Origin of the sequence: Paracoccus sp. S3-43, from assembly GCF_029027965.1 — a bacterium.
Classification (GTDB): Bacteria; Pseudomonadota; Alphaproteobacteria; order Rhodobacterales; family Rhodobacteraceae; genus Paracoccus.
Window position 1 is genome coordinate 171,613 of sequence record NZ_CP119082.1, and the last position, 12,116, is coordinate 183,728.

Annotated in this window: 9 protein-coding genes; 2 read left to right on the plus strand and 7 right to left on the minus strand. The window is 69.5% G+C overall.

What is annotated here, in order from left to right; genetic code table 11:
• Nucleotides 1–11: 11 nt before the first annotated feature.
• The gene (locus PXD02_RS00830) at nt 12–1,892 is read right to left on the minus strand and encodes a TRAP transporter large permease (protein ID WP_275105100.1); all 1,881 of its coding nucleotides are present in this window, start codon (nt 1,890–1,892) and stop codon (nt 12–14) included.
• A gap of 270 nt (nt 1,893–2,162) precedes the next feature.
• Between PXD02_RS00830 and PXD02_RS00835 the strand changes: the two genes are divergently transcribed.
• On the plus strand, nt 2,163–3,422 hold the full coding sequence (locus tag PXD02_RS00835; protein WP_275105101.1) for an Nramp family divalent metal transporter: 1,260 nt from the start codon (nt 2,163–2,165) through the stop codon (nt 3,420–3,422).
• 43 nt (nt 3,423–3,465) lie between these two features.
• On the opposite strand, the gene PXD02_RS00840 is transcribed toward PXD02_RS00835, so the two are convergent.
• Genes PXD02_RS00840 through PXD02_RS00860 form a run of 5 tightly spaced genes read right to left on the minus strand, consistent with a single transcriptional unit; the run spans nt 3,466 to nt 9,574 of the window.
• Nucleotides 3,466–5,241 (minus strand): acetyl/propionyl/methylcrotonyl-CoA carboxylase subunit alpha, encoded by a 1,776-nt coding sequence (locus PXD02_RS00840; protein WP_275105102.1) that lies wholly within the window; start codon nt 5,239–5,241, stop codon nt 3,466–3,468.
• Nucleotides 5,238–6,779, minus strand: a complete 1,542-nt coding sequence (locus tag PXD02_RS00845) for a 5-oxoprolinase subunit B/C family protein (RefSeq protein ID WP_275105103.1) — start codon at nt 6,777–6,779, stop codon at nt 5,238–5,240. Before PXD02_RS00845 ends, PXD02_RS00840 begins: the two co-directional genes overlap by 4 nt.
• A 2-nt stretch (nt 6,780–6,781) precedes the next feature.
• Nucleotides 6,782–7,564: a putative hydro-lyase gene (locus tag PXD02_RS00850; RefSeq protein WP_275105104.1), complete on the minus strand. Its 783-nt coding sequence runs from the start codon at nt 7,562–7,564 to the stop codon at nt 6,782–6,784.
• On the minus strand, nt 7,564–8,331 hold the full coding sequence (locus PXD02_RS00855; protein ID WP_275105105.1) for a LamB/YcsF family protein: 768 nt from the start codon (nt 8,329–8,331) through the stop codon (nt 7,564–7,566). The genes PXD02_RS00850 and PXD02_RS00855 overlap by 1 nt, the downstream gene beginning before the upstream one ends.
• Before the next feature lie 10 nt (nt 8,332–8,341).
• Entirely contained in the window at nt 8,342–9,574 is a 1,233-nt protein-coding gene (locus PXD02_RS00860; protein WP_275105106.1) for an NRAMP family divalent metal transporter, read from the minus strand.
• 270 nt (nt 9,575–9,844) lie between these two features.
• Between PXD02_RS00860 and PXD02_RS00865 the strand changes: the two genes are divergently transcribed.
• On the plus strand, nt 9,845–10,492 hold the full coding sequence (locus PXD02_RS00865) for a GntR family transcriptional regulator (protein ID WP_275105107.1): 648 nt from the start codon (nt 9,845–9,847) through the stop codon (nt 10,490–10,492).
• Between the two features lie 6 nt (nt 10,493–10,498).
• On the opposite strand, the gene PXD02_RS00870 is transcribed toward PXD02_RS00865, so the two are convergent.
• Nucleotides 10,499–12,070: a PAS-domain containing protein gene (locus PXD02_RS00870; RefSeq protein WP_275105108.1), complete on the minus strand. Its 1,572-nt coding sequence runs from the start codon at nt 12,068–12,070 to the stop codon at nt 10,499–10,501.
• Nucleotides 12,071–12,116: the final 46 nt, after the last annotated feature.

The window sequence follows — 12,116 nt, forward strand, 5'->3', positions numbered from 1 at the left end:
TCCCAGAAGGTTCAGTTTGAGAGCAGCGCGGTCGAGAACCAGGGCACGGCGGCGATGGCCAGCAGCCCCACCATCAGCGCGGCCAGATAGGGCCAGATCTTCGCCATGACCTGTTCGGCAGGCACATTGGCGATCTTGCAGGCGATATAGAAGCCGATGCCGATGGGCGGGGCCATCAGGCCGATGTTCATCGCCGTGACGATCACCATGGCATAATGGATGTCGTGGATGCCCAGGCCGCGCGCGATGGGAAACATGATCGGCGCCAGCAGCACGATGGCGGGCAGCCCCTCCAGCACGCAGCCCAGCACCAGGAAGATCAGGATCGAGGCCAGCATGAACACGATCCAGCCGCCCGGCAGGCCGGTGACCAGCACCATCAGGTCGCGCGCGAAGCCCGATTGCGTCAGCGCCCAGGCCATGGCCGATGCCGCCCCCAGGATCAGCAGGATCGCGCCCGACATGGCGGCGGTCTCGATCAGCATCGTGCCGGTGCGCCGCAGCGGGATGCCGCCATACAGAACTGCGCCGATGATGAAGGCATAGAGGGTGGCGATGGTGCTGACCTCGGTCGCGGTGGCGACGCCGCCGCCGACCAGGCCGCGGATCATGAAGGGCAGCACCAGGGCGGGCGCGGCGATCAGGGCGGTCTTGCCGATCGTGGACAGGGGCGCGCGGCGCACGCCCTCCATCCGTTCGCCGCGCGCCTTCCAGCGGGCCAGGACCGCCAGCACGACCAGCAGCACCATGGCGATGGCGAAGCCGCTGGTGAACAGCCCGGCGATGGACACGCCCGCGACCGATCCCAGCACGATCAGCACGATGGACGGCGGCACGGTATCGGCCATCGCCGCCCCGGTCGCCAGCAGCGCGGTCATGTCCGGCGCGGAATGGCCCCGGCGGCGCATTTCGGGAAACAGCGCGGGGGCGACGGTCGCCATGTCCGACACCTTCGACCCGGAAATGCCCGAGACGAGGAACATCGAGCCCAGCAGCACATAGCTCATCCCCGCCTTCACATGGCCGAACAGGGATGCGAGGAAGCCGACGATGGCGCGGCCCATGCCGGTCGCGTCCAGGATGCAGCCCAGCAGCACGAAGACCGGCACCGACAGCAGGATCAGCGACGACATCCCCTCGTCGATGCGGCCCATCATCACGAAGACCGGGGCATGGGTGGCGAAGGTCAGGTATCCCAGCGTCGCAAGCGCGAAGCAGAAGGCGATGGGCACGCCGACCGCCAGCAGCCCGCCCGCGAACAGGCCCAGGAACAGCGGCAGGTTCCAGTTGCCAAGGGACAGGACCGCGGGCTTGGAAAACCACAGCGCGGCGGCGATCGCCCCCGCCAGGACCAGCGTGCCGACGATCACCCCCCATTCGCGGGTGCGAATGACCGACAGCACCATCAAGAGCGCCATCAGCCCGATCCCCGCAGGCAGGGCCGATGCGCGCCAGGACATCGGGATCTGCAAGGCGGGCGAGGTGACGAAGGATTCCTCGTATGCGTATTCGACGGCGACCGGGAACAGCCGCACCAGCAGGACGCAGACCAGCACGCTGCCCGCGATCTCCAGCACGCGGGCCAGCCGGTCGGGCAGCAGCGGCAGGAACACCGTCAGCCGCATGTGTTCGTGCCGGTCCACCGCCAGGGCCGCGCCCAGCATCGCCATCCAGATGAAGCTGATCGAGGCGACCTCGTCCCCCCAGATCAGCGGCTTGTGCAGGACATAGCGGAAAAAGACATTGGCCAGCACCGTGACGATCATCACCACCAGCAGCCCGGCGGCGGCGATTTCGACCGGGCGCATCCAGACCTCGGCGCGCTTGGGTTCGCTCAGCGCCTCGATCCCGCCAAGCGCCAGTTCGGCGTCCTGCGCCTCGGCATGGTGCATCCGTCGTCCCCCTGGTCCGGGCAAAACGGCCTCCCCGCCGCTGCCGCGTCTATCATGTGGACGCGGATTTGCCCTTTGCGAGACAGGGATAGGGCCATTTCCGCCCACCGCGCAACAGAAAATTGCCGCGATGACCGGGTGCAAGGCGGAAGATCCGCAATCCATGTTCCACGATATGGACGGCCGGCAGCGCGCCGATTTTTTGGCAGGGCGAGGTTGCCTTCGATCCTTCCAGCCGTCAAACCGAGGAACAATCCAACGGAGAGACAGATGACACACCGCCCCGACACCCCTGAAGCCGAGCCGAAATGGAACCTTGTCGGCCCCGGACTGGTCGTGGCGGCGACCGGCGTCGGCGCGGCGGATCTGATCGCCACCACCGTCGCGGGCAGCAAATACGGCTATGCGCTGCTGTGGGCGGTGGTCGCGGGCTGCATCATGAAGGTGATCCTGGTCGAGGGCGCGGGCCGTTACAGCCTGGCCACCGGCAACACCATCTTCGAGGGCTGGTCCAGCCTGGGCCGCTGGACCCATTGGTATTTCGGCCCCTATATCGTCATCTGGGGCTTTGTCTACGGCGCCGCCGCGATGGCGGGGACGGGGCTGGCGCTGTATTCCCTGCTGCCCTTCGGCAGCGTGGCGGTCTGGGGGATCGTGTCGGGCCTGCTGGGCCTGGCCCTGGTCTGGTCCGGCCGCTACGACCTGTTCGAGAAGGTGCTGACCGCCATGGTGATCCTGATGTTCGTCACCATGCTGCTGGCCGCCATCCTGACCCTGCCGAACCTGGCCGAGATCGCGGCGGGCCTGGTTCCCGTGATCCCGGAAGGCGCGATGATCAACGTGCTGTCGGTGGCGGGCGGCGTCGGCGGCACGATCACGCTGGCGGCCTATGGCTATTGGCTGCGCGAAAAGGGCTGGGCCACGCCGCGCTTCATGAAGGTGATGCGGCTGGACAACGGCATCGCCTATCTGGTGACGGGGATCTTCGTCGTCTCGACCCTGATCGTCGGGGCCGAGCTTCTGTATTCCGCGCAGATCGCCATCGGCAGCGGCGATCAGGGCATGGTCGATCTGGCGGGCGTGCTGGCCGACCGCTATGGTTCCTGGATGGGCAAGCTGTTCCTGGTGGGCTTCTGGGCGGCGTCGATGTCGTCGCTGGTGGGCGTCTGGAACGGCGTCAGCCTGATGTTCGCGGATTTCTTCGGCCATGTGCAGGGCAAGCCGCATGACCATCCCGACCGGCTGTCGGGCGGGCGATACTACAAGTTCTATATCTTCTGGCTGACCTTTCCGCCGATGGTGATGCTGTTCCTGGGCCAGCCGGTCTATCTGATCCTGGCCTATGGCGTGCTGGGCGCGCTGTTCATGCCCTTCATGGCGATCACGCTGCTGTGGATCCTGAACACCGCCCGCACCCCCGCCGAATGGCGCAACGGGCTGCTGGTCAACATCATGATGGGCATCTGCGCGCTGACCTTCGCCGCGCTGGCGGTGGACCAACTGCGCGGCGCGATCATGCGGGTTCTGTAAGGGATTTGGACCGGCGCGCGGGGCTTGCCGCGCGCCTGTGCCTTCAGTCGTCGATCCGGGCCAGCGGCGCGCCGAAGCCCAGCACCTCGCCCGCCTGGGCGGTCTGGCGGATGCGGCCCGCGCGATGCGCCTCGACGCGGGTCTCCATCTTCATCGCCTCCATCACCGCGATCACCTGGCCCGGCTCAACCGCCGCGCCGTCCTCGACCTGCCAGGCGGTCAGGGTGCCGGGGACCGGGGCGGTCACGATGGCGTCGTCGGTCTCGGGCGCGGCCTCAGGCGCGGCGGCGGGCGCGGGCGCACCGGGGGCGGCGGTCATGATTCCGGCGGGCAGGCCCAGCTCGTGCCGCCTGCCGTCGATCTCGATGGCAAGGCGCAGCAGCGACGGGGCCTGGGCGGGCGTCACCCGCGCGTGGGGGGCCACGGCGGCGGCCAGGGTGTCGGCGAAGTCGGTCTCGATCCAGCGGGTATGGACCGCGAAGCGGCCATCCTCGGCGCGGAAATCGGGCGCGTCCAGCACCGCGCGGTGGAAGGGCAGGACGCTTGCCACGCCCTCGATGCGGAACTCGGCCAGGGCGCGGCGGGCGCGGGCGATGGCCTCGGCGCGCGTCGCCCCGGTGACGATCAGCTTGGCCATCATCGAATCGAAGCTGCCGGGGATCACGGATCCGGCAACCACGCCGCTGTCCAGCCGGATGCCCGGCCCCGAGGGCGGATCGAAGCGGTCCACCGGGCCGGGGGTGGGCAGGAAGCCGCGCGCCACATCCTCGGCATTGATGCGGAATTCGATGCTGTGGCCGCGCGGGGCGGGCACGCCGTCATCGGCCAGCCTTGCGCCGCGCGCCACCGCGATCATGCCGCGCACCAGGTCGATGCCGGTGGTCTCCTCGGTCACGGGATGCTCGACCTGAAGCCGCGTATTCACCTCCAGGAACGAGATCGTGCCGTTCGCGGACAGCAGGTATTCCACCGTCCCCGCGCCGCTGTAGCCCGCATGGGCGCAGATCGCACGGGCGCTGTCATGGATGCGCGCTCTCTGTTCGTCAGAGAGGTATGGCGCGGGGGCTTCCTCGACCAGCTTCTGGTTGCGGCGTTGCAGGGAACAGTCCCGCGTGCCGATCACCTTGACGGTGCCGTGGCGGTCGGCCAGCACCTGCGCCTCGATATGGCGGGGGCGGTCCAGGAACTGTTCGATGAAGCATTCGCCGCGGCCGAAGGCGGTCAGCGCCTCGCGCGTGGCGGACCCGAACAGCTCCTCCACCTCCTCCAGCCGCCAGGCGACCTTCATGCCGCGCCCGCCGCCGCCGAAGGCCGCCTTGATGGCGATGGGCAGGCCATGTTCGCGCGCGAAGGCCAGGGCATCGGCGGGGGTTTCCACCGGGCCGGGGGTGCCCGCGACCAGCGGCGCGCCGACCGATTCCGCGATGCGCCGCGCCTCGATCTTGTCGCCCAGGGCGGTGATCACGGCAGGGTCCGGGCCGATCCAGATCAGACCCGCATCCTGCACGGCCTGGGCGAAACCGGCGTTTTCCGACAGGAAGCCATAGCCGGGGTGGATCGCGTCGGCCCCCGCGCGCCGGGCGATGGCGATGATCTTGCCCCCGTCCAGATAGCTGTCCGCCGGGCTGTCGCCGCCAAGCGCGAAGGCCCGGTCGGCCATGCCCACGAAGGGCGCGTCGCGGTCGGCATCGGCATAGACGGCCACCGTCTCGATCCCCTCGTCGCGGCAGGCGCGGATGATGCGGACGGCGATTTCCCCCCGGTTGGCGATCAGCAGGCGGTTCAGGGGCAGGATCGGGCCTTGGGCGAAAAGGGTCATGGCGTTGCCTCGATGTCCTGGAAGGGGGCGGCTGCGGTGAATCGGATGCGCGCGCCGGGCGGGATCTGGCCCGCCAGATCCAGCGCAGACGGCAGCAGCGTGGCGATCACCGGATAGCCGCCGGTCAGCGGATGGTCGGCCAGGAACAGCACCGGCTGGCCGGAATGGGGGATCTGGATGGCGCCGGTCTCGGTGCCTTCGGACGGCAGTTCGCGGGCCTCGTCGCGGGTGACGGCGGCGCCCTCCAGGCGGATGCCGACGCGGGACGATTGCGGCGTGACCAGCCAGTCCTGGGACAGGAAATGCGCGATCATCTCGGGGGTGAACCAGTCGGTGCGGGGGCCGAGGGTGACGGGCAGTTCGATGACGTCGCCGGGTTTGGGCAGCGGCGGCTGATCCTCGGGCGCGGCGATGGCGGCGGCGGGGCGGTTCGCCGCAGAAAGCCGCGCCCCGGCGGCCAGCGGATCGGGGCCGACGAAGGCCAGGGTGTCGGTCGCGGCGGAGCCCAGCACCGGGGCCACGTCGAAGCCGCCGCGCAGCGCCAGATAGCTGCGCATCCCGGAGGCGGGAGGCGGGATCAGAACCTCATCGCCCGCATCGAGCGCGAAGGCCAGGGGCAGGGCCTGCCCGTTCAGCATGGCCTGGCCCGCGCCGGTCAGGGCCAGCGTCACGGGCTGGTCCGCCCGCAGCCGGACGGGGCCGAGGGTGATTTCCAAGACCGGCGCACCCGACGGATTGCCGACCGCGCGGTTCGCCCGGCGCATCGCGCCCAAATCCAGCGCACCGGATGCCGAAACGCCCTGTCCGCCCTGTCCCGGCCGCCCTTCGTCCTGAAAGACGAGGGGAAAGGCGGTCTGCACCACGGTCAGCGCGGGCTGGCCCTGGGGTTCGGGCATCGCGGCTGCGGGATGCAGCTCGGCCACGCCCTCGACAAAGCGGGCGCGGATGCCGGGGCGCAGCAGGGCGGGCGGATCGCGGGACAGATCCCACATCGGCAGCCTGGTCGTGCCGATCAACTGCCAGCCGCCCGGCGTGTCCTGCGGATAGATGCCGCAGAACCGCGCCGCAAGCGCCACCGAACCCGCCGGGATCCGCGTGCGCGGGGCGGGGCGGCGCGGCAGGTCGAAGCGCGGATCGTCGCCCGTCATATAGGCGAAACCCGGCGCGAAGCCGCAGAAGGCCACCTGCCAGGTGGCGGCCTGATGGGCGGCGATCACCTCGGCCACGCTCACACCCATGTGGCGCGCCACGTCGTCCAGATCGGCGCCGTCATAGGTCACGGGGATCTCGACCGTTTCGACCGGGCCTTCCGCGCGGGCCGTGCCCGGCGCGGGCTGGCGCGCCTGGATCGCCGCCGCCAGCGCGCCATCGGCGGCAAAGCCGGGGGCCACGCGGACCATCAGCGTGCGGGCGGCGGGGATGATCTCGGCCACGCCCGGCACGGGATCGGTCAGCAGGGCGTCGAACAGCGCCAGCGTTTCGTCCAGATCGGCCAGTTCCACCAGCAGCGTGCGCGGCCCCACGGGAAGGACGCGCATCGTCACAGCTGCCAGTGGCTGTCGGGGATGTCGGTCACGAACATATGCCCCGGCGCATGGGTGATGGCGAAGGGCGGTTTCGAGGCCATGACGGCGGCCTGCGGCGTCACCCCGCAGGCCCAGAAGACCGGCACCTCTCCGTCGCGGATCCGGACCGGGTCGCCGAAATCGGGGCGCGACAGGTCCGCGATCCCCAGGCCGCCGGGTTCGCCGACATGGACCGGCGCGCCGTGAACCGCCGGGAAGCGGCCCGAGATCATCGCGGCCTCGGCCACCCGGTCCGCCGGGATGGGGCGCATCGACACCACCATCTGCCCGTGCAGACGCCCGGCGGGGCGGCAGGGGCGGTTGGTCAGATACATCGGCACGTTGCAGCCTTCGGCGATATGGCGCACCTCGATCCCTGCCGCCTGCAAGGGGGTCTCGAAGGTGAAGGAACAGCCGATCAGGAAGGTCACGAGGTCGGGATGCTCGGTCCAGGCTTGGGTCGCATCGGGCACCTCATCGGCCAGCACCCCGTCGCGCCAGATGCGATACAGCGGAATGTCGCTGCGCAGATCCGCCCCCGGCGCAAGGGCGGTCTGGTGGCTGCCGGGATCGGTCACGTCCAGTACCGGGCAGGGCTTGGGGTTGCGCTGCGCGAACAGCAGGAAATCCCAGGCCCAATCGCCGGGCAGAGAGATCATGTTGCACTGCGTGAAACCCGGCGCCATGCCGGCGGTCGGCGCGACCGTGCTGCGGCAGGCCAGCCGGGCTGCGCGGGCGGTGTCCACATCGGGGCGCATCAGACGGTCCCCGCGAAGGGGGCGATGGCGACGCCGCCCGCCACCAGTTCCTCGCGGATGCGGCGGGCCATGTCCACCGCGCCCGCGCTGTCGCCATGCACGCAGATGCTGTCGGCGGACAGGCGCAGGGTGGACCCGTCCACGGCCTCGATCACGCCCTCGGTCGCCAGGCGCAGCATCCGGGCCGCCACGGCATCGGCGTCATGCAGCACCGCGCCCTTTTCCCGGCGCGACACAAGCTGGCCGTCCGGGGTATAGGCGCGGTCGCCGAAGGCCTCGGCCACGGTCGCCAGCCCGGCATCCGCGGCGCGGGACAGGATCGGCGCCCCGGCCAGCGCCATCAGCACCAGCGAGGGGTCGATTTCCCGGATCGCGGCGATCACCGCATCGGCCTGGCGCGCGTCGTTGGCGATGGTGTTATAGAGCGCGCCGTGCGGCTTGACATAGCTGACCCGCGTCCCGGCGGCGCGCGCGATCCCCTGCAAGGCGCCGATCTGATAGATCACGTCGGCGGTCAGTTCCGCACTGGTCACGTCCATCGGACGCCGCCCGAAGCCCACCCGGTCGGGATAGGAGACATGTGCCCCCACCGCCACGCCCCGCGCCGCCGCCTGCGCCACGGTCGCGCGGATGGTCAGCGGATCGCCCGCGTGAAAGCCGCAGGCGACGTTGGCGGAACTGACGATCTCCAGCATCGCCGCGTCGTCGCCCATGGTCCAGGCGCCATAGCCCTCGCCCAGGTCGCTGTTCAGGTCGATGGTTCGCATGTGGTCCTCCTCACAAGCCCAGGAAGGCGAAGATCGGGCCGATGGACCGATACCCCATATACCAGGTCAGCGCGCAGACGATGGCGCTGAGGATCAGCAGCGGCCGGTTATAGCGGTGCCCGCCCATCAGGTCGGACCGCGCGAAGCCGACATAGGTGAAGATCGTCAGGCCGATGGGCAGGATCAGCCCGTTGAAGCCGCCGACAAAGACCAGCAGCGCGGCGGGCGCGGTGCCGATGGCGACGAACACGGCCAGCGACACCCCGATGAAGATCACCGTGGCGATGTTGCGGCTGCGCTCGGTCATCTCCATGAAGGCCACCAGGAAGCTGACCGAGGTATAGGCCGCGCCGATGACCGAGGTGATGGCCGCCGCCCACAGCACCACGCCGAAGATCCGCATCCCCCAGTCGCCAAGGGCCGCGGCGAAGGCCTGCGCCGCCGGGTTGGCCGCCTGGCTGGACAGATCCAGCGTCACGCCCGAGGCGACGACGCCCAGGATCGCCAGGAACAGCACGAAGCGCATCACGCCGGTGACGGCGATCCCGGTCAGGGATGCGCGGGTGACGGCGGCCAGGTGCTGTTCGCCGACCAGGCCCTTGTCCAGCAGCCGGTGCGCGCCGGAATAGGTGATATAGCCGCCCACCGTGCCGCCGACGATGGTGGTGATGGTCGGAAAGTCGATCACGGCCGGAAAGATCGTCTGGCGCAGCGCCTCGCCCACCGGCGGGTTCGAGGTGACGGCGACGATCAGCGTCATCACGATCATCAGGATGCCCAAGCCGATCAGCGACCGGTCCAGCAGCAGCCCGGCCCGCTTCGACAGAAACACCCCGATCGCCAGCAGGGCCGAGATCGCGCCGCCGATCTTCGGATCCAGGCCGAACATGGCGTTCATCCCCAGCCCCGCCCCGGCGATATTGCCGACGTTGAAGGCCAGCCCGCCGATCATCACCAGCACCGCCAGCAGATAGCCCGAGCCGGGGATCGCGGCATTGGCGGTTTCCGACGCGTTCTTCCGGGTCAGCGCGGTGATCCGCCAGATGTTCAGCTGCACCACGAAGTCGATCAGGATCGAGGCCAGGATCGCGAAGGCGAAGGCCGCGCCCAGCTTGGCGGTGAAGGTCGCGGTCTGGGTGATGAAGCCCGGCCCGATGGCCGAGGTCGCCATCAGGAAGATCGCCGCCAGCAGCCCGCCCCGCAGGGTGGCAGTGGTGGCCGTGGGAACGGCGGTGGCATTCATCAGTCATGCTCCTGCTGCAAGGGAGGGTGGCGCTTTCGGAATGTTTGAAAAAGTGAAGCCAGCGCGACAGGCTGTCAACGTTTATTTGACACTTGTGGTATGATTGTTGAACAAACCATTTTAAGAGAGCCTTTGAAACGGGCAGATGATGCCGAGGCAGGGCGGGGTTTGTCCGCCAGGAAGACCTCGAAAAGCCCCTGATTCGCCCTGGATCGCCTTGCCTGTCCTGCCGGGGCCGTCCATCCTGGGTCGGGGAATGCTGGGGGGAAGATGAGGACCGACCTGACCGGGCTTGCCGAGGAAACGGCCTCGCGGCTGCGCAATGACATCACCGGCGGCGCCTTGCCGCCGGGTCGGCGGCTGTCGGAAACCCGGCTGGCCGCCGATCTGGGCGTGTCGCGCAATACCCTGCGCGAGGTGTTCCGCCTGCTGACGCGCGAGGGCCTGCTGTGCCACGAACCCAATCGCGGGGTGTTCGTCGCGGTGCCCTCGATGGCCAGCATCGTCGACATCTACCGCGTGCGGCGGCTGATCGAGGTGCCCGCCCTGGCCCATGCCTGGCCCCGGCACGAGGCCGTGGCGCAGATGCGTCTCGCCGTCGAAAAGGCCCGCGCCGCGCGCGAGATCCAGGACTGGCGCAGGGTCGGCAGCGCCAATATGGAATTCCACGCCGCCATCGTCGCGCTGACCGACAGCGCCCGGTTGCAGGGATTCTTTGCGCAGATCATCGCGGAATTGCGGCTGGCCTTCGGGCTGCTGGACAGTCCCGAACGGCTGCACGAACCCTATATCGACCGCAATGCCCAGATCCTGGACTTGCTGATCCAGGGCCAGCAGGCCCAGGCGGCGGCCATGCTGGCGGGGTATCTGGACGACTCCGAACGCGTGGTGCTGGCCGCTTTCGCCCGGCTGGGCTGAGGCGCGTCAGCCCGCGCTTGCCAGCATCCCCTTGTCCTCCGCCAGGGTCGCGGCAGCGGGGTCGGGCAGGCGAAAGCGCACCATCTGCCGCCCGGCGCCCAGCTTGGTGACCGCCCAGCCCAGCAATTGCCCCTGCGGTCCGGCCATCAGCCCGGTGTCGCGCAGCCCCGCCTCGGCTTGGGTCAGCCGCGCGGCCAGGGCCGCGACACCCGGTCCCGCCTCGGCCGGGGCCTGCCAGCAGGCCAGCGCCTCGGCCAGGCTTCCGGCGCCGGGCCACAGCTCGCGATAGGGGCGGTTCGACATGATCACCTGCCCGCCTGGGCCGAACACCGCCACCGCGTCGCCCAAGCCGTCCAACACGCTGTGGCCCAGCGTCATTTCGGCACGGAAGCGGCGCGTCAGGCTCATTTCCGAGGTGATGTCCTCGAACAGGAAGGCCACGGCGCCGTCGGGATGCGGCCTGCCGGTCACGCGATAGGTCTGGCCGCCCGGCAGGGACCATTCCTCGACATGGTGGCCGGTGGCCGCGGCGCTTTCCAGATTGCTCATCTGCTGGCGCCAGCTTCGGAAATCCTTGGGTTCGGGGACCATCCGCAGTTCGCGCAGCTTGTCCAGAAGGTCGAACAGCGTCGGCCGCGCGGTCAGGAAGCCGGTCGGCAGGTTGGTCAGGTCGATCAGCGCCGGGTTGAACAGTTGCAGATGCCGCTGCCGGTCGAAGATCGCCAGGCCGATGGGCAGGTCGGCAAAGGTCTTGGTCAGGGTCTGGACGAATTCGCGCAGGGACCGTTCGGCGCGCACGGCGGCATCGGCGGGCAGGGCGAACATCATCGTCTGGTCGCCGATCGGGTGGCTGTGGCAGTCGTACCAGAACACCGCCCCGTTCTGCGTCAGCGAGGCGCGCCGCGTCCGCGTCCCGGCACCGGGCACGGGGCGCGGCGAATCCAGCAGGCGCGGCAGGGGCCAGCCGATGGGTTCGTCCGCCTGCGCCTCGGCCTTGCGCAGATAGGCGGCGTTGGCCCAGGTGACGCGTTCCTCGGCATCCTGGCGCCAGACCAGCATCGGCGTCTGGTCCAGCGACCGGCGCAGCAGGTCCAGCTCCTCCTCCATCGCCTGCTGGGACATCGAATCGACGACGATGCCCGCATATTCGGCCTGGGGGTCGGTGATGGTGATCCGCAGCAGGTCCGAATCGATCTGTTCGACCAGCAGCCGCAGGGTGGCGCTGCCGGTGCCGGACTGGCCCAGGCATTCGAATCGGCCCGCCCGGCCGATCCGCGACAGCCCGGCGATCGCCTCGGGAAAGCGCGGGCCGATCCATTGCAGCAGCCGGGTCCATTCGCTTTCGGGCGCGGAGATGCGGTCCAGCAGCGCGCGGGCGGGCGGCGTCGCGTCCACCAGGCGCTGGCCCCGGAACAGCAGCACCATCGGCTTCAGGCTGCCGTCCAGTCCTTGTGGCAGGCGCGGCCCGCGCTGCCCCGGACCCCTGTCCCACCACCGCAGCAGCGCGACCGCCAGCAGGACCGAGACGGTGCCCGTCGAGACCGCCAGCAAGACCAGCCCGATACCGTGCAGGGACATCAGAAGCTCCTTCGCGTTTGGCCGACCTTAAAGCGAAGGGGCTTAA

Bases quoted from the DNA above. Each gene is read 5' to 3' on its own strand.
- PXD02_RS00830 (WP_275105100.1), bottom strand. From the start codon at position 1,892: ATGCACCATGCCGAGGCGCAGGACGCCGAACTGGCGCTTGGCGGGATC.
- PXD02_RS00835 (WP_275105101.1), top strand. From the start codon at position 2,163: ATGACACACCGCCCCGACACCCCTGAAGCCGAGCCGAAATGGAACCTT.
- PXD02_RS00840 (WP_275105102.1), bottom strand. From the start codon at position 5,241: ATGACCCTTTTCGCCCAAGGCCCGATCCTGCCCCTGAACCGCCTGCTG.
- PXD02_RS00845 (WP_275105103.1), bottom strand. From the start codon at position 6,779: ATGCGCGTCCTTCCCGTGGGGCCGCGCACGCTGCTGGTGGAACTGGCC.
- PXD02_RS00850 (WP_275105104.1), bottom strand. From the start codon at position 7,564: ATGCGCCCCGATGTGGACACCGCCCGCGCAGCCCGGCTGGCCTGCCGC.
- PXD02_RS00855 (WP_275105105.1), bottom strand. From the start codon at position 8,331: ATGCGAACCATCGACCTGAACAGCGACCTGGGCGAGGGCTATGGCGCC.
- PXD02_RS00860 (WP_275105106.1), bottom strand. From the start codon at position 9,574: ATGAATGCCACCGCCGTTCCCACGGCCACCACTGCCACCCTGCGGGGC.
- PXD02_RS00865 (WP_275105107.1), top strand. From the start codon at position 9,845: ATGAGGACCGACCTGACCGGGCTTGCCGAGGAAACGGCCTCGCGGCTG.
- PXD02_RS00870 (WP_275105108.1), bottom strand. From the start codon at position 12,070: ATGTCCCTGCACGGTATCGGGCTGGTCTTGCTGGCGGTCTCGACGGGC.